This window comes from Allorhodopirellula solitaria, from assembly GCF_007859855.1.
GTDB lineage: Bacteria > Planctomycetota > Planctomycetia > Pirellulales > Pirellulaceae > Rhodopirellula > Rhodopirellula solitaria.
Genome location: NZ_SJPK01000009.1, coordinates 190,322 through 211,751, shown reverse-complemented (window position 1 = coordinate 211,751; position 21,430 = coordinate 190,322). Strand labels below are relative to the sequence as shown.

The following is a 21,430-nucleotide window of genomic DNA, read 5'->3' as shown; positions in this document are numbered from 1 at the left end:
GTGCAGGAGAACTGCTGATTTAGCGTCTTTTCGACCGCCATGCGCGAATTGAGAAAAAGACGGCGATTGGGCCGACTTTGCCGATTAAGGAGAATGGTTGGGAGGATATCTGTGGCACGGGAGGCAGCATCCCCGTCGATGCTCGTTTTGAGGTGCGATCAGCTGCATTGCAGCTCACCCACGCGCCGAGAGTGCGGCGACATGGTGGCCCATCGAAGTAGCTCCCCGAGCCGACGAACCGGGCCGCCGGCGTTGAGAAATTTCGCGTTGGGCTTGCGGTCTTGCCTGCATTTTTGATACCGCAGGTTGTGAATTGATCATATTGCGGATTTCTGGGGTGTTTTCTCCCCAGCGCAGTTTTCAAGGGAAGTCTGATTTCTCGCCATGGAAGGCCAGTCAGTAATGTTTGCAGGACGTCATTTATCGCTGTTTGCCGTAATCGCGATCGGCATCGCCTCCTCGTTGGGGCTGGGCCTCCCTCTATTGCCTGGGCTGTCGACAGGTTCCGTGGCAACGGCGACGGAAGCCCAATGGATTTGGGCTGGCGGAACGACGCCGGACCAAGCCATCGAGGTCGGGGAAACCTGCTGGTTCCGCAAAGTTTTGAACCTGCGAGAACGGGGCGAGGGCTTTGTGGAGATCGCCGCCGATGACGACTACGAAGTTCGTGTCAATGGACGCGTGATCGGAAAGGGCCAGTCCTACCGCGAGATGCAGGAAATCGAGATTACGGACTATCTCGAGGCAGGTCGAAATGTGGTCGCCATTCGCGTTGAGAATACCAAGGGCTCCACCGCAGCCCTGGTCGCACGCGTTTCGATCCGTCCGGAGACCGAAGACAAGTGGTACACGTTCAGTTCCGACCCCAGTTGGCGGACGAGCCTGGATGAGCAGGGAATGTGGGACCACCCCACCTTCAATGATCGGACGTGGGTATCGGCGTCTTCGTTCGGCGTGCTGGGCGAAACAGTACCCTGGGATCGCGAACAGAAAGTTGCCGTGGCCTCGGAAACGGAACACAGCGAGCGATTTCAAATCCAGCGCGGCTTTGGTGTCCAGCGGGTGCTCAACGACGAACAAGTTGGCTCGGTGATCGCCATGGCATTCGACGAGTTCGGGCACGTGGTGCTGTCTCAAGAGCAGGGGCCGCTGTTGATCGCGGTGGACCGCGACGACGACGGCGTTCCCGAAGACGTTCGCACCTACTGTGATAAAGTCGAATCGATCCAGGGGATCCTACCACTCAATGGCGAGGTCTTCGTTACCGGCGAAGGTCCCGATGGGACGGCACTGTACCGGCTCAGCGATAGCAATCGCGACGGCAGCCTGGAAACGGTCAAGACGTTGATGAAGTTCCGGGGCGAGGGTGGCGAACATGGTCCGCACGGTCTACGTCTCGGCCCCGATGGGATGATCTACGTGTCTTTAGGAAGCTACGTGCAACCGATCGGCAAAACGGGCAAAGGCGAAACCTTACGCGACATTTATGAAGGCGATCTGCTGGCGCGATTCGAAGACCCAGGCGGACATGGCCGTGGGATCGAGGCCCCTGGCGGTACCATCATTCGCACCGATATTGAAGGGAAAGTTATCGAACGCGTCGCCGGTGGACTGCGCAACACCTACGACCTCGCGTTCCATCCCTCGGGCAGCCTGTTCGTGCATGATGCGGACATGGAAGCGGATATCGAGACCCCTTGGTATCGACCGACCGCGCTGATGGAAATCACCGAGGCGGGAGAGTTTGGATGGAGAACCGGTTGGGCCAAATGGCCTGAGTACTACTTTGACCGCTTGCCGAACCTGCTCGATACCGGTCGTGGCAGCCCCACGGGGATCGAATGCTATGAACATCACATGTTCCCCGTCCGCTATCACGACAGTCTCTTCCTGGCGGATTGGTCGGAGGGACGGATTCTCAATGTGCGGTTGAAACCGAATGGTGGCGGCTACTCCGCTGACAGTGAAGTCTTCCTCAGGGGCACACCGCTCAACGTGACGGATCTCGCAGTGGGTGCTGACGGTGCGTTGTATTTCTGCACCGGAGGTCGCGGGACCGCCGGCGGTGTTTACCGTGTGGTCTATCAGGGCAAGGTGCCCGATGCGATGAAAGAGATGGGCAGCGGAATCGCCGCCGCTGTTCGCCAACCCCAACTCGATGCAGCCTGGGGTCGGCAAGCGATCGCGACGGTTCGTCATGAACTCGGTGATGACTGGGACCGTCAAGTCGCAGGCGTTGCCTATAGCGATGAGAATCCTGCGGCCTACCGTGTTCGAGCGATCAACCTGATGCAAATGTACGGGCCCGTGCCGAGCGAAGAGTTGCTTCTCGAACTCTCGCAAACCGAAAACGAAGCGGTCCGTCGCCGTGCCACCATGCAATTGGGACTGTCTCCTTCTCCCGGAGCGGCCCGGCGCCTCGAAGAATTGCTCAGCGACAGCGACGCGCGAGTGATTCGTACCGCATGTGAAGCGATTCTTCGTAGCGAGCAGTTCCCCGAAGACGCCAGTGCGTTGCTGCCTCTGCTCGCGAGCCGTGACCGGTCTGTCTCGTACGTCGCTAGGCAGGTGCTGCAGCGGATGCCCGTGAACACTTGGAAGGAATCCGTTCTGAGCACCGAGGACACACGCATCGCTCTGGTCGGCATGTTGGCCCTCGTGGCTGCGGATCCTTCCACCGAGACCGGTGACGTCGTACTGCAGCGAGCAGGCGAACTGATGAAAGGGTTCCTCAGTGACAAGGATTTTGTCGATACGCTACGGTTGTGCCAAGTCACTTTGAGCCGTTGTCAAATCGAGCCGACCGAGGTGACTTGGCTGCGAGATCGCATTGCCGCTGAGTTTCCTTCAGGCGATTCCCGTATCAATCATGAACTGATTCGCCTGGCTGCGTACCTGCAAGCCGAAGCGATCGTTCCCCGAGCGATGGAGTACATTGAATCGGACGCTCCCAAACTCGATCGCGTTTTGACCGCGATGTGTCTGCAGATGATCCAACGAGATTGGACTGCCCAAGAGCGTTTCGCGATGCTGAAGATGTACGAACGCATCGCCAGCGAAGACTCCGAAGGGTCGTTGCCGATGTACATGGTGAGCGTCACGCGAGACTTTGCCCAGCATCTCTCCGATGACGACGTGCAGGCGATCCTGGACGAAGGAGCTCGTTGGCGAAACGCGGCGCTCAGTGCCATCTTCCGTCTGCAAAGACCGATCGACGACGCGACAGCTGAAAAGCTTCGCAGCCTCGACACCCAGCTGATGGCGGAACCCAAGATTGACGATGTGCATCGTCGCTTGCGGACTGGCATCATTGCGATGTTATCGACCGCCGCCGATGAGGAATCGGGCGAACACCTACGCAAAATCTGGCGCACCGAACCGGAACGCCGCGCCGTTGTCGCGTTGGCACTCGCCCAGAAACCGGGCGGAGAAAACTGGGACTACCTGGTTCGTAGCCTGAATATTCTCGATGGCCCGGCTGCCGAGGAGGTCGTCTCGAAGTTGCGGGGCGTTCCCATCGCAACCGATGACCCCATGGCCCTTCGCGCTCTCGTGCTGATGGGACTGCGGGCTGAAAAGCAACACACAAGCTTTGAGAAGGTGGAGCGACTGCTCGAGCACTGGACGGGCATGCAGCGTCCCGAGGAGGCAGCTCCCACCATGAGACTATGGCAACGTTGGTACGCGAAAACATTCCCCGATCGGCCCGCCGCAGAACTGCCGAGTGTGGATGAATCGAAATGGGATCTCGACCAACTGCTCACTTACCTCGATTCGGACGATGGGGAAGCCGGCGACGTGCATGCGGGCACAACCGTTTTTGAAAGTGCCCAGTGTGCTACCTGTCACCGCCACCAAGGAATCGGTGAGTCGATCGGGCCCGATCTGACCAATCTCGCTAAACGTTTCACACGTCGTGAGATTCTGGAGTCGATTTTGCATCCCTCCCATGTGGTCAGTAACCAATATGCGAGCAAGCAAGTCCTGACTGTTTCAGGCCAGGTCCACGTGGGCATGGTCAGCGACGTTAGCGATGGGGTGCAGGTTCGTGACGCCAGGAATGAAGTCACGTTCATCCCCGATGGCGAGGTTGATTCGGTGACCCCCAACGGCACCAGCATCATGCCTAGCGGTCTGATCGATGACCTAACCCAGACTCAGGTGCGAGACCTGATGGCCTATCTCGGCTTGGTGCGTCCGATCGAGATCGCGACGCGTCCGTAAACGCGTCAACGCGATTGAAATCTTCGCGAGCCGACCGGTTCAGTTGCCGTGGGTCTGCAGCGTTTGCATCCACGCGTGGACCCGATCGGCATCCAATTGGCCAGCACGCCGCTCGGCCGGATTAACGCTCGGGACACGATCAACGCTGGGGACGCAGACATCACCGCGGACACCCCAGCACCCTGCAACCACGGGCTGCTCGGCGAACTCGGCAACCTGATCGAGCCGGACGGATCCCGCCAGGGCAACCCACACCCCGGCCGCGTTGGCTCGCCTCAAGAGCCTCACCAGATGATCGTGGGTGAGATGATCGAATAGCGACCGACCGTCTTTGCTGAACGTGTCAATCAGCATTCGCGTTCGACCTGCCGCAATCACGAGCTCGAGCACCTGTTCCACTTCGACGCAGGCAGCGGTGTCAGCATCGGCATAGGCGACGGGGACCAGCTCAACACTGGCGGGGAGCGGAAGTTCGCTCCAGAGATCCGTCAGGTCTGATGCTGCCCGCAATCCGCTGGGGCCGACTTTGGCAAACCGGAAAGTCGCAGGCACGCGGCTGGCCAATCGCAATGCGGAATCGGACTCACCGAGGGCGGCCGATAGGGACGCGTCGGGCAAGGCTTGCGCTGCGGCCTCCCACACGGCCGCGTCGACCGGAGCAAGCGGTCCCCGCCGTGGCTCTTTGAAATCGATGATGTCGACGCCGAGCGCCGCCGCAGTCTTGGCTTCGTCCAGATTACGCACGCTGACCAACAGTTGCCAGCGGCGAGGTGGGGCGGCGAGGGTGGAGTCGGCAGGCATCGCAGCAGTCTAGGCTGCCCCGCTCCCCACGTGAATCCACCCCGTAGTGGACGAGGCGACGAGTCCTCCCTTCCAAACATCCCGAAGGGATGGCAGAAAATAGCCGCAGGTCAGCGCAGCGCCACCTACGGGGGCTCGTTGGTCGTAGAACGTCGACCCCGAAGTGGGTCGCAGACCTCGTCTTGGATGATCTTCAACCCCGTTCGGGGTTGGCTCCTGCGTCTCGCGACTTTTCCGGTGGTGTTCGCTTGCGCTCGACCACCGGCTATTTTCTTGAACGCCTTCGGCGTACAAAGTCTTGTGGGTAATCAACAGGAGGCGCCGGGGCCTCTCGTCCACTACCGAAGGCCGATGCTTATCGCCGGCCGGGACGATTGTTCGTGTCGATTTGGCCCCAGTATCCTCCGATGATGTGAGGGTACTCGCCGGGGGTCACATGATAGTGAGGGCCACGATCAGGGTCTTCGTGAAGATTGAAATCGTTCAGCGGGTTGTTCGTCGCATCCTTGGCGAGCAAGCCTTTGGACTCGTAAGGCCCGTAGACGGGGAAGCCATCGAACGCGAACCCGATCACACTCGAATGCGATTGCCCTTCGTCACTCCAAGGCGTTTTCACACACACGGGGTACTTGTGATAGTGGTACTGCTGCCGTGGACTCGGGTGGCCGCAGCAACGATCGAGACGCCACACCGCATCGGTTTCGAAGATATGGTCAAAGGGATTGAAGAAGATGACACCGTTGGTGGCGACACCGATCGCACCCATTGGCAGCGCCTGGTTTGCGTTTTTCGCGTCCATGGCAATCGCATCTGGATCACGTTTGGGGTTTAACGGGATGTGCCATGTGTTTGCCTGCTCTTGGATGTACGACGGATTGCCGTCGAGCATTCGCCAGCGGTCAGGGAAGGTTGCCGTCGGATGGTTCGGCAGGTTTCGACTTCGCATGACAAGGTGGTCGTCGGTGAAGGTAATGACAACCGCATAAGGTTTGTGCTTGTCTTCGGTGACTTCGTCGCCATTGAAATCGAGGTATCCGGTACGCAACCAAGAACTCATGTTGCCAGCAAAGGGAGCATGGTAGCGATCCGTTTTATAGAGAAGCTGTTCGGCATTGGTGTGGTCGAACTGCTGCGGCGCCTCTTGTTCTCCATTGTGCGGGTGGAAGTACCAGCGACCGCCGAGTGCGATCAGTTTGGATTCATCTGGCTGAGGAAACTCGTGGATCGCCGGCTTGGTGGCCTGATAGTTAGCGGGAACATTGATGGGTTCGATGTCCATCGAGTTGATCCAGAACTCGCTCTTGCCGCCTTGGTTCTTCCCCTGTGCAAAACCGACACTCAGTCTCAGCGTATCGACTTTGGCGAACGGTGTGCGGAAGTCCATCGCGTAGGTTCGCCACATCGCGTGACCAAGACTCTCGTTGGTCGCGTGATCGAAAAAATCTTCGCGTTCTTGCATAACCTGTGGGTAGATTCGCTCGGTGATGGAGTCCAGCGAGTTGGTGCCGTTCTTTTGCAGAAACTCGACTTTGAGATACAGGTCGTCTTGATCGACAGCGAAATTGTCTTGAGCGAGTCCTGAAATGTAGAAGCGATACCAGCGTTGGCTGGGCGAAACCTGATTGCTCTGTAGGTAGGCAACGCCCGCGAATTTGCCGTTGCCATCGACGTCTTCGCTGGAGAGCAAGCGGATTCCGCGTCCGTTGGCCTCGACCCGATGATCTCCGAGTACGCCGTACCTGGCGTCGCCGATGAGTGTTGCCGCGGCCAGCGATTCACCTTCCTGCAGGTCGTCGGACGTTGGATTCGACCGGTTCCGCTCAGCCACGAGTGTCTCGATCGCATCCTCGGCGGGGCCATCTGTTTGGACAACTACGCGGTACTGTGTCAGTTGAGATAACAGTCGCGAGGCAACCTCGGGCTTTGCATCGGCCAAGTTTTGAGCTTCCGTTGGGTCCACACGCAAGTTGTAGAGTTCCGTGTCCCCGTTGGCAAACTGAATCAATTTCCAGTCGTCGCGGATGATGGCATGATCGTTTTCGGCGAGCACGATGGTTCGCGAACTCGGCTTGCCACTGACCAACTGCGACCAGAGACTGAATCCGTCGAGCGGTTTCGCCGCTGGGATCGTGGTACCGGTGGCTGCAGCGAGTGTTGGGAAGAGGTCGTGGATGGCACAGAGCTGTTCGTTTTCGGTTCCAGCTCGGAGTCCGGGAGCGCGGATCACGCAGGGGACGTGGATTCCGCCCTCGTAGACCTGGCGTTTCTGCCCGCGAAAGGGATCGTTCGTTCCAGCTCTTGCCGCACCATTGTCCGATGCAAACACGACGATGGTGTTGTCGCGTAGTTGTTGGTCGTCAATCGCGTCAAGAATGCGGCCGATGCCTTGATCCATCGAGTCGACCATCGCCGCGTAGGTTGCTTCGGTTTCGCTGAGGTTGTTGCGATACTTTGCGACGAGGTTCGCAGGCGCTTGAAAAGGTGAATGAGGAGCACTGAAGGAAACGACAATGCAAAATGGTGATTCGGAGTCGGAGGTGCGGATCTGGCGTACGGCTTCATCGGCGAGCAGATCGGTTGCGTAGCCCGATTCAATGACATCTTTTCCATCGCGTTGCCAATCGACCTGGCCCCGTCCAGTGGTGTGCTTGTAGTAGTCGATCGATGCGTCGAGGAAGCCGTAGAAGTGATCGAATCCTCGTCGGATGGGATGCGCTTGATCGCCGGCGAGCCCCAGGTGCCACTTGCCGATCAGGCTAGTTTGGTAACCGGCGTTTTGAAACGCGGCGGGTAGCAAGGTTTCGCTCATCGGCAAGCCCTCATCGCGAGGTCGCACGGGGCCAGAAATTCCGTAGCGTTGCGGGAACCGGCCCGTCAACAGCGCTGCACGCGAAGGGCTGCAGGCCGGGTAGGCATAGAAACGGCTCAGCCGCACGCCGTCCCGGCACAGGGAATCAATGTGAGGAGTTTCAGGAACGCCTCCGTTGTATCCAACATCTCCCCAGCCGAGGTCATCGGCGAGCAGGACAAGGATGTTCGCGTTCGTGGTGGAAGCCTCCGCTCCGAGCACGACATGAGGGGTCAGTAGTGTCGCTACAAACAACACCAACGCGGGGATTTTGTGACTCGGTTTCATTCGGGTTGGCCTCAGATACAATGGGATGAGCGTTTGGCATCCGTTCTGAAACCCCAGCGTTGTCGACAATCTACACACCAACCGAATCTTTTTTGTGAATACCAGCGTTGGAGATATCGAGCAGCAACTCAAACAGGGCGATTTGTCGCTGTTTGCCGATGCCTTCTCGTACCATCGACCCCGGTTGTGGCAGATCGTCCATTTTCGGCTCAGCGATCAGGTGCGGGCTCGCGTGGATGCTGATGACGTTTTGCAGGAGGTCTATTTGGATGCCGAGAAGCGGCTAACTCACTATGTGGAAGGCGATTTCCCGTCATTGTTTCTTTGGTTACGGCTGGTCACCGGGCAAACACTCAGCCGGGTTCACCGCCGACACTTGGCCACCGAATCGCGGTCGGCACGCCGTGAATCGAGTCCCCGTGAGGGGACACTCGGGGGTGACACTTCGTTGTGCCTATCCCGACGTTTCGTTGCGCATCTGACGTCGCCCAGCCAAGTGGCGGTGAAGGGAGAGTTGATCGCCGAGATCCAGCGGGCGCTGCAGGGAATGAGCGAGATCGACCGCGAAGTCGTCGCTTTGCGTCACTTCGAAGAACTCACCAACAGCGAAGTGGCGACGGAGCTTGGGATCACGTCCAAGGCCGCCAGCATTCGCTACGTGCGGGCGCTCGAACGCCTGCGATCGGTCCTGGAAAAGATTGAGACCCCGTGATTTGAAAACAATTCGTGATTTATCTGTAGATCCTCGCCAGCGGCGGGGTTTCACCAAGGCAACCCCTCTCATTCAAACGCCTATGGAACCGATCATGAAGCGTCTATCGTTACTCACTGTTTTCTGCGCATTGTTTTGGTTGTCGAACCATTCTCTCGCCAACGCACAGCCCCCGGGCGGGCGAGGCGGTCAAGGGGCAGGCCGGCAGGGCGGCGGGCCGGGTGGACCGGGCGGTCGTGGTGGCCCGCGCGGGCAAGGTTCGGGTGAAACACGAACACAACCGATGTCCCCGCTCCTTCGATTTTTTGATGCCGACGGCGATGGCGAAGTTTCTTCTAGCGAGATGGATGAGGCCGCCACAACGCTGCGAAATCTCGATCGCAATCGCGATGGGAAGCTGACCGGAGAAGAGTTGCGACCCGCCGGAGCGGGCGGATCGGCTGAGCGACAAGAACGCGGACGCGGAGCACAGCAAGGCGGGATGCAACGTGGCCAACCCGGTGGAGGTGGACGTCCCGGCGGTGGCGGTGCCGCCCGCGGTGGGCGTCCTGGAGCTGGCGATGTCGCCGGTGGTGGGCGTCCCGGTGGCGGTGGCCCACGCGGTGGTGGAGCTGGCGGCGGTGCACGCGGCGGTGGAGGCGTTGGTGGACGCCCCGGCGGCGGTGGTGGAGGCGGTGGCCGTGGCGGCGATCCGGCTCAAGAGGACGCGGCCTTTGCCGAGCAGCTGATGTCCTTCGACGAGAATCAGGACGGCATGCTGGCGAAGTCTGAACTCCCTGAGCACATGCACAAAGCCTTCGCGATTGCGGACGCCGACAAGAATGGCATGCTCGACGAAGCCGAGCGACTCGCGCTGGCGAAGCAGTTTCGACGCAATCAATTGAATCCGACCGACGATGTTCCCGTCAACGCGCCCGCTCAACGGGGAACTCAGGAGGGGCAAGCCTCACGGGGTGGTCGGCCCCGTGATCGCGAGCGTCCTCGTGACACAGAATTCAAAGAGAAATTCCCCATCGGATCCGAGTTGCCGGCCGATCTCCAGGTCTACAACGTCGATCAGGAACTCGTGCCCATCAATAGCATCTTCGAGTCGAAGTACACGGTGATCGTCGGTGGCTGCTTAACATGCCCCGAATACCGAAATTCCTATCCCGAGATTGAAGCGGTCGCTCGTGACTTCCAGGATCGAGGTGTTGATTTCTACTTTCTATATCAATCCCTCACCCACCCAGAGAATTGGGGGTTCGTGCAGCCGTCTTCGATCGAGGATCGCTTTGCTCAAGTCGAACATGCCGAGGAGCTGCTGCAGACCGAAATCCCGTGGCTGACTGATACGATGGAAAATAAGCTGAAGACCTATTTTGTCTTGACTCCGAACTCTCAGTTCGTGTTCGACCGGGAGGGCAAGGTGGTGCATCGGGAGTCATGGGGACGTGGCTCGAGTCTTCGCGAATCGCTGGAGACCTTGGTCGGCAAGCCAGCAACGCTAACGACCACCGATGACTTGAACCTGCCCCGTTTCGAACGCCACCTCACGTCCCGTAATGACATGCTCATGGAGCGAGTGAGCGTGGAAGGGAAAGCGGTTCCATTGCGTGTCGAGTCGGGCGGGGAAAGTAGTCCCGTCGCCGCACTGCGCTCCGATAATTTTACGCAGACCAATCGTTATGCCAAACTACGACCCGAGGCAGACCAACAATTGATCGAGACCGGAACTGGCAAACTGTATCTTGGGTTCCGCCAAGACCCTGTGCTGGGAGCAAGCTGGAACAATTTGGCCAGCCCTCCGGAGTACAAGATCGTTGCCGAAGGTGCGACGGTCTCACCCGCAACAGGTCAGTCAAAGCGTTTGGAGGTGGAATCGGATAACGAGCCACGCGAGTTCCTGGTCGACGTGCAGAATTGGGAAGCGGGCAAACCGATCTCGGTGAAGCTCCAGTACTTCGCGTGCAATAAAGAGAAGGGTTGGTGCCAATCGGTGCAACAGGAGTTCACGGTCTGGTTGGACGAAGACGAATCGGCTGGCATGGTCAATGGGCGCAGCCATTTTCCCGGTGGCCGCGGTAGCGCCCGTCAGGGAGGCCAAGGCCGCTTGGGAGCGGGCCAGAGGTCGGGCGGACGCGCCGACCAGCGGCCCGCGGGCCGGTAGAAATCGTCCAAACACGATGAACTTCACTACACTTACGAGAACTTGGACCCGTTGACGAGCCTCTCCCGGTCGGCCGGTTTTGCTTTCAGGTTCCTTCACTCTCCTGTGACGCGGCATGCAATTACCCGACGCAATCGACGACGACACCTATTCATCAGTGGATGTTTTGGCCAGCGATTTTGTGGCCCGTTATCGCAACGGCGAACGCCCTACCGTGGAAGAATACGCCAATCGTCATCCCGATTGGAGCGAGCCGATTCGGCGGATTTTCCCGCTGGTGTTATCGGTCGAAAAGGTCAAGGTGGACCAGCAATCTGGCAGTGACGGCAGGGCAACACTCGCTGGACGAACACTGGAAAGGCTCGGTGATTTCCGGCTGGTGCGCGAAATTGGCCGGGGTGGCATGGGGATCGTTTACGAAGCCGAGCAAGAGTCGCTTGGCCGCAGCGTCGCGATCAAGGTCTTGCCGAAACAGTCTCTGTTGGAAGAGGACGCTCTGCAGCGATTCCAGCACGAAGCCAGCACGGCGGCGGCGATGCACCATTCCAACATCGTGCCGATCTTCGGCATTGGCCAATGCGATGGTACGCACTACTTGGTGATGCAACTCGTTCGAGGCGTTTCGCTCGAGAAGCAGATCGCAGCTGAGGAATCGCCACTGGATGGTCGCACCGCTGCTAGGACCGCTGCCGAGATTGCTGACGGACTTGCCTACGCGCACGCCAACGGCGTGCTTCATCGCGACGTGAAGCCCGCGAATATTCTGATCGATGGAGAAGGCCTCGCGCAATTGACCGATTTCGGACTTGCCCGGAACACGCAAGACGACCCGACCATGACGCAAACGCTCAGCGGAAGCCCTCGCTACATGGCCCCGGAGCGGTTCCAAGGTCGGTCCAACGAGCAATGCGACGTCTATGGACTGGGGGTGACGCTCTATGAAATGTTGGCAGGTTCTCCCGCGTTCGAGAACCTTACCCCACAACAGTTGCCCGAAGCCATCAAGCATCAGCTCGTCAAACCGCTCAAGAGCGTTCGCCCGGACGTTTCTACCGATTTGCAGACGATCGTCGCCAAAGCGATGAGTCCTGACCCGGTCCATCGATATCAATCCGCATCCGATCTACGAGATGACCTGCATCGCTTCTTGTCCGATGAGCCGATTCTCGCTCGCCGTACGACTGCGTTTCAGCGGTTCGTTCGTTGGTGTCGCCGCAACCCAAAGCTCGCTGGAGTCTCGGGCATCGCCATTGCCTCGATGTTGGCAGCAACCACCGCATCGTCGGTCGGGTTTGCAATGACATCTGCGGCCAACGAGCGGACCACCGACGCCCTCACGCAGGCTGAGCAAACCGTCGATCTCGCTCTGCGATCACTCGATGGCGTCGTGGACGTGGTTTCCGTGCCAGCGTCGGCGATGGGGGATATGGATATGGGAGAGCTCGATGCGACGCAATTTCTACTGAATCCGTCGCCGCATGCCGCCCGGGTGCTCGAGAGCATCCAGCCGCTCTACGAGCGGCTTGCCAACCAGTCTCCTACGCGTCCGGATATTGTCGAGCAGATGACCCAAGCGAGCCTTCGGCTGGCACAGATTCAACAACAACTCGGACGGACCGATATCGCGATCAAAACGCTCAAAGAGAGTGTCGCTCTTTTGGAGAGACGTGGTGATCTGGCAGGTTTGCCGATCGGCGAGAAACAACTCCTCCTCGTTCGTCTGCACAACGAGCTCGGCAAGGTCTACGCGTCGGAACTGGAGTACGAAAAATCGGATGAAGCCTACGGCATGGCGATCGAAGTCGGCGAAGCGGTCTCCGATCCAGACGAGCGAGTCACGCTCCAGCTCGCCAATGCCTACGTTTCACTCGGTGATCCGCCTGCCCAACGCCGTCGCCATCAGATCGATTCGCCAGTTTCATCACGAATCCAGCGGGATCGATTGGCAGCGGGCAAGGCGATTCTCGACGAATGGAATCCATCAACCCAGGACGCTGGTGAGGTCGCCGTGCTGCGGGCTCGGATTCACCTGATCGAGTCGCGACGAGCAAAACGGCCTGTGGTTCGAAGGTCCGAGTTGCTCTCGGCAATCGAAATCCTACAGGAACGACTTGCCCAAACACCGGACGACTCTCGCATTCGCTTTGCCCTGGTGGAAACTCTCGCTAGCGTCAACTTGAGACGACAGATCGGTTCGCAACGATCGATCCAAGAAGCTCAAGAGCGACTGCATCACGCACTGAGGGAGTTGCGACCGCTTCGATCCAGCAATCCCGAGACAGCACTCTTTGCAGTCTCCGAAGTTCACATCCTGCACAAGCTATCCAACCTTGCTCGCATGCAGGGGAATGACTCAATCTCGCTAGAACGGCTCGAGAAGGCGATCTCGATTCAATCGTCCCTGATCGATGCGTCACCCAACAGCATGCCCCATCGATGCTGGCGAGCGCTGCTGTACCGCAGTCTCGCCGAGGTGCATCGACGCGAGCACCACACGGAACTTGAGCGGGAAGCCATCGCGACCGCGCTGGCAGATCTGGACGCGATCGACTCCGAGTTGGCGTCGCATCCGTTCGTCGTTCAGACTCGCCAGGCGATTGAGGAATTCGCCAGCGAAGAAAAGTCCCCCTAAGTATCCCGAAAGGGATGATAGAAAATAGCCGTAGGTCAGCGTTGTCGACCGAGTCAATGCTGGCTTGACTGAACTAACGGCAGATGGCGGCCGAGTCGATGAGTTGTTCATTCACTACAAAACCAGATCTCCTGTCAGCTTGCCTGACAGGAATCTACGTTTTGCGATTAGAAGACGGGAGCGTTCACCCCGCTCCCATGTGGGCTTGCCCCGCATGATAGCAAAGTTTGTCGAATTGGTTTCCTGCCAGACATGCTGACAGGGGAACTTGTGGCGATGCCGCGGCTTTCTAATTTCAAAACGTCGCTTCGGCGTGTGACAAGTACACGGGGGGAGCAAGCCCGTGGGTAATCAACAGGAGGCAACCAGTTCTTTCGCTCTGCGTGATTGATTGGCTTTTAGCGAAATCGAACGGTCAGTTCGGAGCCATGGGTCGCGAGCATGACGATGGCAGCCATTGAGTTCTTCGCGACGGCGAACGACGATGCGACATACGCGATCGAGAGGCGATAAACGTCGAGTCTATCGTGGTCGCAGAAATTGGTTCGGTCACGGATGTTCCCCGACTCGAGTAGGAGTACGAGTACCGGCTGACGCCTGAGTACGAGCACGAAGATGTCACTTCGTGCCAGAACGTCGCCGATCAGCCGGCGGCGAAGAGGAATATTGAATTTTCAAAAAACGAGACTTCGCCGCTCCCGTTCATCGGAATGGTAATCCCACAGGCGCCGTTGGTCGTGGCCGCCGAAGACGCTCGATCAGATCACGGAGAATCACGCGATCCTCCGGCAAGTAGTACCGGTAGTGTGCCATCACCTCGTTGCCAGTGGAGTCGTGTACAAGGGACAGGGGGACAGAGCACTTTGTCGACCGAGTCAATGCTGGCTTGACTGAACTAACGGCCAATGGCGGCTGAGTCGACGAGTTGTCAGCTCTCTCGCGTGCAACAAGTGCCGCTCGGATCAACTTGTCTAGCCGACGTCAGTGCGCACCTTTCCTATTTCGGTTCTCCGCCGACGATTTCTGCATGGGAAGAAGAGTGGGAGCCGCTAGTCGGTTGTCAGCAGTTCACGGGCGCGGCGGCGGAGGTGATAGCGGCGATGCGTTCGATGGCAGCGCATCGAGTCGACACATTCAGGACGTCCCGCCACTCAGCAGAACAAACGCCCAAAGTCGCTCACCAACTCACACCGAGTCGCCCGGTCCAGTCCCAGACGAATCAATATCGGTGGGATACTCGCTGGAGTGCGGCCACGCTTACCGGGCGCGGTCTGCCGGGCCGTCCAGTCCAGCAGTTCAAGTAATCCTCGATCGGCATCGCCAAGAGTCCTTTGTCGCAAATGGGCTCGGCCCGTCGTAAGCAACCAATGCGTATCAGCTCAGACGGACGGAGCCGTCTGGCTACAATTGTCGACCGATGGCTCCGCCCGTCGTGAGCCTCCCCACCGCCGTCGCTGGCATCACCGCCCGCATCGCGTGATAGGCAGGCTTCATCGACCAACCCCTCGATCCGTCTTTGCACCGATGTATGATCACGGTCCTCGAGGGTTTCGGCCATCGCCGCCCGAAATGGATTCAGGTCCACCTAGGCAGCACACGCCAGCAACGAGGCTTCGTCGGCGAGACGTGTGGCGCGGTATCGATCTTGAAAGAATCGACCTGCTTGCTCATCTTCGCGATTGGCACGCATCGCCATACGCTGGCACAACAACCGCATCCACCAACTGAAACTACTCAGCCGTTTGCGGATTTCCTACCGTTTGATGGGACAACCTGCGATGGTTCAACACGTCAACGAATCGAAGGACGCGATCGCTGAGCAATTTGCTAGTCTCGTTGGTGAACGTCTGACGATCGTCCTCGCTGGGAACTCGTTCGATGTCTACTTCACCGAAACGCATCGGAAAGATCTTCAGGCTGTCATGAAAGCGACCACGCAGGCCGAAGCGAGCGTAGACCTATGATAGTCTCGCACGTTGATAGTTCGCCGAAGCGGTTAAACGAAAGGTTCAATCCCACGTCGTTATCCGAGGTCGTCGGATGACACATCAGACTGCGATAGATGGCGGACTGCGAAAACCAGCACGCGAGCATCGTCGAATGAAAACAAAACTCGATGCGTTGATTTGCTCGACACGCCAAAGTTCATTTGATGAAGCGGAAAATCGAAAGCGGCTGACTCCGGTGCGAGTGGGTGCCGGGGTGCGGTATCAGCGAGGGCCCGTATCGCTGACTCAATTCCAGACAGCCACCGAGCGGCTTGAGCAACACTGTGGTTCTCCGCCCACCAAGACGCCGACTCGTAAAGTTGAGATGTGGCTCGCGGCAGAATCTCAACTAAGCGACTCAAGGGGTCATGCCCAAATCGTTGCGTATCTCAGCAAAGGCTTCGTCAACAGGCTTCGCTTGGCCAACGGCATCAGCTTCAGTCCCGTGCCGTACATCTGCCACCGCTGCAGTGTACTCACTGTCACTGCGCCATTGTTGAACGAGTTCCTCCAACGAAGAACACTCTTCACCGCGCGTCACTCGCTGAGAAGCAAACTGAACGAATTCGCGAAGTTCGGTCTGAATTGATTGTGTTGACATAAGTTTTCTCCGAACACAGTTTAGCTCTAACAGCGTAATTGTGTCAAACTCGCGGTTCCTTCGATCTACCCGTTCAACTGCGCAATGTTGAGAGCAGAAGAGTGAGAGCCGCTAGTCGGTTGTCAGCAGTTCACGGGCGCTGCGGCGGAGGTGATAGCGGCGATGCGTGCGATGGCAGCGCATCGAGTCGACACATTCAGGACGTCCTGCCACGCAGCAGAACAGACGCCCAAAGTCGCTCACCAATTCACACCAAGTCGCCCGGTCCAGTCCCAGACGAATCAATATCGGTGGGATACCTGCAGGCGTGCGGGCGCGGTCTGCCGGGACGTCCAGTCCAGCAGTTCCAAATAATCCTCGATCGGCATGGCCAAACAACCTCGTCGCAAATGGGCTCGGCCCGTCGTAAGCAACCAGCACGTATCAGCTCAGACGGACGGAGCCGTCTGGCTACAATTGTCGACCGATGGCTCCGCCCGTCGTAAGCAACCAGCGCGTATCAGCTCAGACGGACGGAGCCGTCTGGCTACAATTGTCGACCGACGGCTCCGCCCGTCGTGAGCCTCCCCATCGCCGTCGCTGGCATCACCGCCCGCATCGCTCGATACGCAGTCTTCATCGACCAACCCCTCGATCCGTCTTTGCACCGAGGTATGATCACTGTCCTCGACGGTTTCGGCCACCGCCGCCCGAATTGGATTCAGGTCCACCTAGGCAGCACACGCCAGCAACGAGGCTTCGTCGGCGAGACGTGTGGCGCGGTATCGATCTTGGAAGAATCGACCTGTTTGCTCATCTTCGCGATTGGCTCGCATCGCTACCCGCTGGCACAGCAACCGCATCCACCAACTGAAACTACTCAGCCGTTTGCGGATTTCCTACCGTTTGATGGGACAACCTGCGATGGATTGGATCTCAGGATCGGTCGGAGTCATGGGGAATCCATCCGCTTTGCGGCGATGCGGGCACAGCATCAACCACCGCCGCGCCACTTCCTTATCCGTCCATGTCGCGACCACATCAGGGCGTGACCGGAGGATTCAATGGAAGTGATTTGACAGAATCGAAAAGCCGATCAGGTCGATTCCAAAACAGGCAGCGAATTGCTGCAAATACTCCTCAATCCAGACTTTCCGGTGATCGAAGTTCGTCCCGGAGACAGGATCGTCGCCCAGCAGAAAACACCTGCGACAGACGCGGGTGTAAACGTGGGCGATCGCTACTTCCTCGGGGTCAAAGACCTCACAACGTGCCATCCGACTCATCACTCACCTCGCTTTTTCAGGCTCATCCGACGCAAGCGTGCGCCCGAGGTTTTCAAGGCATGGCTCCAGTATCGAAGGATTTATTTGTGGGATGTGATTATCAATGTTAGACTGGCACTGCCGGGAGAAACGGAGCCGAGCTCTGCAGAGGTGCTGGCTTGGCAAGGGATATCTCGGTCGCCAGCGTTTCCCTGCAAAAGCGGTACGCCAATGGTGTTGTCGGTCCCTGGCGAGCGTTTGTTCGTCAGGGACGCATTTTTGAACGATCATTGAATACTAGAGCCATGCCTCAAAAAACCTTCCGCTGTGCTCTGCGCACGATTCCGTCGGATGAACCCTTTTTCAGGAGTTTGCCGGAAGCGTCAAATCCAACCTATCCCCTCGTCTAGGCGAAGTCAAACTCGTTAGAAAGGTGCTGTGTCCCTCCGGCTTTCTACTTTGCAATGGCTGTACTGGATCTGCGGGACGTCCTGTCATGTCGGCGGAAATCTACTTGCTCGTTCAGTGAAATAGCGTTGAACGAAGTGTTCGTGGACCCATGTCATATCGGTAACTTCGTCCATCAAATATACCGACCCCTCGATTTCCGAAGGGTTGCGATCGATCTCTTGCAACAATTTCTTCAAAGCGGATGCAAGTCGATCCGTATCGTAGCCATTGGGTTGTAGGCAATCCACCGCACTTCTTATAGCGGTGTAACGTTCGCGATCCATCGTCAAGTAGTTTCCGCTGCCGTCTAGAACATCGAGTGCCATGGCATAGAGCATGACCAAGCATCCGTCGCAAATGAAACGCCGCTGATCGGGTTCCAATTCTTCTACCTGCAGATACTCCCAGTAAGGAAGCGAGAATACCTCGCCGTAACAGAGGTCTCCCATGATGTACGAGTAATCGGCCAACTGATGGTACAGCAGGCAAATATCGCGTTCCACTCGCTGGATTTCGGTCCAGTCCACTTCCGAACCGCAGGTCACGCGAGACTCCTGTGTTCGCTTGGAAGTGTCACTCATGAAAGCTTTTAGCAGCAGAACGAATTGCGATCTAAACGAAAACGAATTGCCATCTATCCGCATGTCAGGCGTAGAAAAAGCTCAACTTAGTCGGTTGAGCTGATCGCCTGACGTGCGGATAGATCGTGCGTTGAACTTTGTCGCCACACTGAGGGGGCAATCACTGTGGGGGCCACACACCGTGTGGTGAGGAAGCGGCGACTATCGTCTCTATTCTATTGCATAGTAGCCACCGGATTCCAGTCCGGGGAGCATCAGCTGACTACTTTCGGTACTCAGTGGCACCGGCATCGCCGCCGAGCCTGCATATGCACCTTCTACCTGATGTTTCAGGTACCAATCGTAAAATCCCTCACCATTGGCACTGTCCCAGAACACTCGATCCGAATCCTGCAGCGAACCGGCGTACCATGGCGGCGCCGTTGTGCTGCCTCGCGAGAAGATCTCGCGCCAGGATGGTCGTGGATACGTCGACACCACTCGCAGAGTAGACTGCTCACAGTGCGGACACGTGGGCTGAGTCGATCGTGGTTCGGTGGCCTCGGGGTATTGCGGTGGGAACTCGATTGCATCGGCGGCATACGGAAACTCGGCGGTGTTGATATCGTCGGCGCAGCGTTGTTGGTAGCTCGCCAATTGACTATTGCTCCAACCGCCGAAATACCGTGTCTTGGTTAACTGATCGGGCTGGATGTGGAGACACCAACTACGCATGAAGTCAAGGGTTGTGAGCGTCACCGGAACTTGCTGCGACTCACCACCCTGCTTCTTCCCCTGGCGAGCCATGAATGTCACTTCATGTTCGTCCGCAGCGACGATGCGTGAATTGCTGATCGGACCGCCAGTCAAGTACCGAGTCAAGTAGCGTACTAAATCCTGTGGCCCGCTCGATCCCGATGGCGGCGGCTGGATGTAGCTGACCCAATCCAGCGACGAAAGATGTTCGACTAGCGATTCCCAGGCAGCGTCTTCTCGCAAGTCGCCAAACTCACTGTCCGTGTCGAGCTTGAGTTCGCCGCGCTCTCGCAGTCGCTTCAAGTGCGAAATCGCAGACTTGCGAAACGAATCGCGAAGGTTGATCGCATCGACTAGGTAGTGACGGTCGCTGTTGTTGGAATCTGGCGGCGCCATACTGACTTGCCAACCGCTGTTGTCTACGCCCGGTCCCGATCCAGGAACGAGTGCATGGACGTGCCAGTGGGCTTCTAGTGGTCTGTCACGACTTATTCTTAGGGTAGTGGACGAGGCGACGAGTCCTGAACTGGCGTCAAATCCAAGGACTCGTCGCCTCCTGTTGATTACCCATTAGTTTGCTCCCCCGTGTGCTTGTCACACGGGAAGCGACGTTTTTAAATTAGAAAACCGCGGTATCGACACACGTTCCCCTGTCAGCTTGTCTGACAGGAAACCAAGTCGATAAACTTTGCTGTCATGCGGGGCAAGCCCGCATGGGAGCGGGGTGAATGCTCCATCTTGATCTAATCACAAAACGGTGATTCCTGTCAGACAAGCTGACAGGGGATCTGGTTTTGTGGGTAATGACCAGCTCGTCGCCTCGTCCACTACGATCAACCCTAACTTTTAACTGTGACAGACCACTAGTTTTTGATTCCACGTGTGCAACACCATGATCGCTGCGGGATCATACCCCTGTTCACTCCGAATGGTTTTTCGAAGACTCTTCCAAGCCGACCGGAACAGCAAGTCAGCGAGCGACTCGCGGTTGCTCAGAGCTAACCGCGACAGTTGGCTCGGTAATGTGAATACGACTTGATAGTAGTCCACTTCATCGAGCAGCAGTTTGCCAGCCCGCTCGGCAAAGTCGTATCGTTTGCTGCCGCTGCACTGATTGCAGTGGCGATCACCACACGAATTATAAACATGGCATGTCGACTCACATGTGTCGCACTGATACTTGTGCCCGCCCAGAGCAGAGGTACGGCGCAGCGACAGCTTGGCCAACACACTCTGCACGTTGTAGCAGGCTCCGCGATCCCGGTACTCGGCGACGTACTGAGCCGCACCGAGTCGAACGATTTGAGCGACGCTGAGCTTCTCGGCCGATGACGCTATTCGGCTGGGTTGCCGGGCGGATTCGGCTCCTCCGTTTCGGCCCTCTCTGTCTCTCTGCTTTCCAGCCTGCCGTTCTCGGCCGGCGGTTGATAAGTCGGCAGTTGCTGCACCGGTAGCCAATCCAGTGGGCTGGGGGTCGAGATCATGTGTTCCCTGCGGCAGTGCAGATAGATCATCGTCGTGACGAAACTGGCGTGACCGAGCAACTTGCTGATTGTCAGCAAGTCCACGCCCGCTTCGAGAAGTCCGGTCGCGTAGGAGTCGCGTAGAGTGTCGTCAGAAACGTTCACTGTTTGAGATTCTTGGTGCATGTGAGCAGCTCGTTGACTTCATTGCGGCTGAGGACAACGGGCAGCGTCTTAGGGCTTTTCCCAAACGGAACCATGGAGACCGGCCACGGGACACGGATCGAATGGGTATAGAGGAACCGTAAGGCACAAACAGCTTGGTTGAAGCTGCTATACGCGAGATTCTTGTTTTCGATCAGGTAGAGCTGGAAGGATCTAACGTCTTCCGGGGGTGCGATCCGCGTAGTGCGCCTGTGATCTGGCGAGATTGGTATTCACGAAAAGAGGCTTCCTCCTGCAAAATGTTGGTGCTCAAACTAACACCGCAGGAAAGGAAGCCTCATGGATGTCAAAGGTATCGTCGGAAGCCTCACTCAAGCAATCGCAGATTCTGAAATTCAATCCCGCAGCTTCTCGCTGGCAAGAAGCGTCGAGGCCCTCAATCGATCGGCGACTTGCTGATCGGCTTACTAATTCGTCTTGGAGTGAACCAGGAAAACACTGTAGAATCGAAACCGTCCGAAGCTCTGAAGCCTTAGGCTGAATTGTCGT

The 21,430-nt window shown here is 57.7% G+C and carries 17 protein-coding genes; 6 read left to right on the top strand and 11 right to left on the bottom strand.

Annotated elements, in window-relative coordinates:
* Positions 1 to 402: 402 nt before the first annotated feature.
* Positions 403 to 4,224, top strand: a complete 3,822-nt coding sequence (locus CA85_RS17090) for a DUF7133 domain-containing protein (protein WP_246112894.1) — start codon at positions 403 to 405, stop codon at positions 4,222 to 4,224.
* A gap of 39 nt (positions 4,225 to 4,263) precedes the next feature.
* Here the strand turns inward: CA85_RS17090 and CA85_RS17085 are convergent, their stop codons facing one another.
* Positions 4,264 to 5,025 carry a (5-formylfuran-3-yl)methyl phosphate synthase gene (locus CA85_RS17085; protein WP_146392567.1) on the bottom strand — a complete coding sequence of 254 codons (762 nt, stop codon included), beginning with the start codon at positions 5,023 to 5,025 and terminating at the stop codon, positions 4,264 to 4,266.
* A 355-nt stretch (positions 5,026 to 5,380) separates the two neighbouring features.
* Entirely contained in the window at positions 5,381 to 8,161 is a 2,781-nt protein-coding gene (locus CA85_RS17080; RefSeq protein WP_146392566.1) for a sulfatase-like hydrolase/transferase, read from the bottom strand.
* 94 nt (positions 8,162 to 8,255) lie between these two features.
* On the opposite strand from CA85_RS17080, the gene CA85_RS17075 reads away from it, so the two are divergent.
* From CA85_RS17075 to CA85_RS17055, 4 genes are all read left to right on the top strand, one after another.
* On the top strand, positions 8,256 to 8,873 hold the full coding sequence (locus CA85_RS17075; RefSeq protein ID WP_146392565.1) for a sigma-70 family RNA polymerase sigma factor: 618 nt from the start codon (positions 8,256 to 8,258) through the stop codon (positions 8,871 to 8,873).
* A 94-nt stretch (positions 8,874 to 8,967) separates the two neighbouring features.
* A complete protein-coding gene (locus CA85_RS17070; RefSeq protein ID WP_146392564.1) occupies positions 8,968 to 11,022 on the top strand; it encodes an EF-hand domain-containing protein in 2,055 nt (684 codons plus the stop codon).
* A gap of 115 nt (positions 11,023 to 11,137) precedes the next feature.
* The gene (locus CA85_RS17065; protein WP_146392563.1) at positions 11,138 to 13,654 is read left to right on the top strand and encodes a serine/threonine-protein kinase; all 2,517 of its coding nucleotides are present in this window, start codon (positions 11,138 to 11,140) and stop codon (positions 13,652 to 13,654) included.
* Between the two features lie 1,679 nt (positions 13,655 to 15,333).
* Positions 15,334 to 15,618 (top strand): hypothetical protein, encoded by a 285-nt coding sequence (locus tag CA85_RS17055; protein ID WP_186775009.1) that lies wholly within the window; start codon positions 15,334 to 15,336, stop codon positions 15,616 to 15,618.
* 59 nt (positions 15,619 to 15,677) lie between these two features.
* Here the strand turns inward: CA85_RS17055 and CA85_RS26165 are convergent, their stop codons facing one another.
* From CA85_RS26165 to CA85_RS25770, 3 genes are all read right to left on the bottom strand, one after another.
* Entirely contained in the window at positions 15,678 to 16,004 is a 327-nt protein-coding gene (locus tag CA85_RS26165; RefSeq protein ID WP_146392561.1) for a type II toxin-antitoxin system RelE/ParE family toxin, read from the bottom strand.
* A complete protein-coding gene (locus CA85_RS17045; RefSeq protein ID WP_146392560.1) occupies positions 16,001 to 16,243 on the bottom strand; it encodes a hypothetical protein in 243 nt (80 codons plus the stop codon). The genes CA85_RS26165 and CA85_RS17045 overlap by 4 nt, the downstream gene beginning before the upstream one ends.
* A 111-nt stretch (positions 16,244 to 16,354) precedes the next feature.
* Positions 16,355 to 16,663: a hypothetical protein gene (locus CA85_RS25770; protein WP_246112893.1), complete on the bottom strand. Its 309-nt coding sequence runs from the start codon at positions 16,661 to 16,663 to the stop codon at positions 16,355 to 16,357.
* A gap of 137 nt (positions 16,664 to 16,800) precedes the next feature.
* Here CA85_RS25770 and CA85_RS25765 point away from each other — a divergent pair, with 137 nt between their 5' ends.
* Positions 16,801 to 17,274 carry a hypothetical protein gene (locus CA85_RS25765; RefSeq protein ID WP_246112892.1) on the top strand — a complete coding sequence of 158 codons (474 nt, stop codon included), beginning with the start codon at positions 16,801 to 16,803 and terminating at the stop codon, positions 17,272 to 17,274.
* A gap of 9 nt (positions 17,275 to 17,283) precedes the next feature.
* Here CA85_RS25765 and CA85_RS25760 read toward each other — a convergent pair whose 3' ends face one another.
* From CA85_RS25760 to CA85_RS25750, 6 genes are all read right to left on the bottom strand, one after another.
* Entirely contained in the window at positions 17,284 to 17,499 is a 216-nt protein-coding gene (locus CA85_RS25760; RefSeq protein ID WP_246112891.1) for a hypothetical protein, read from the bottom strand.
* 482 nt (positions 17,500 to 17,981) lie between these two features.
* Positions 17,982 to 18,518 (bottom strand): hypothetical protein, encoded by a 537-nt coding sequence (locus CA85_RS17035; RefSeq protein WP_146392559.1) that lies wholly within the window; start codon positions 18,516 to 18,518, stop codon positions 17,982 to 17,984.
* A 210-nt stretch (positions 18,519 to 18,728) separates the two neighbouring features.
* Positions 18,729 to 19,745: a transposase gene (locus tag CA85_RS17030; RefSeq protein ID WP_246112905.1), complete on the bottom strand. Its 1,017-nt coding sequence runs from the start codon at positions 19,743 to 19,745 to the stop codon at positions 18,729 to 18,731.
* Positions 19,746 to 20,099: 354 nt separating this feature from the next.
* Positions 20,100 to 20,555 (bottom strand): transposase zinc-binding domain-containing protein, encoded by a 456-nt coding sequence (locus tag CA85_RS25020; RefSeq protein ID WP_261344715.1) that lies wholly within the window; start codon positions 20,553 to 20,555, stop codon positions 20,100 to 20,102.
* 32 nt (positions 20,556 to 20,587) lie between these two features.
* Positions 20,588 to 20,902: a tyrosine-type recombinase/integrase gene (locus CA85_RS25755; protein WP_246112890.1), complete on the bottom strand. Its 315-nt coding sequence runs from the start codon at positions 20,900 to 20,902 to the stop codon at positions 20,588 to 20,590.
* Positions 20,878 to 21,075 carry a site-specific integrase gene (locus CA85_RS25750; protein WP_246112904.1) on the bottom strand — a complete coding sequence of 66 codons (198 nt, stop codon included), beginning with the start codon at positions 21,073 to 21,075 and terminating at the stop codon, positions 20,878 to 20,880. Before CA85_RS25750 ends, CA85_RS25755 begins: the two co-directional genes overlap by 25 nt.
* Between the last annotated feature and the right edge of the window lie 355 nt (positions 21,076 to 21,430).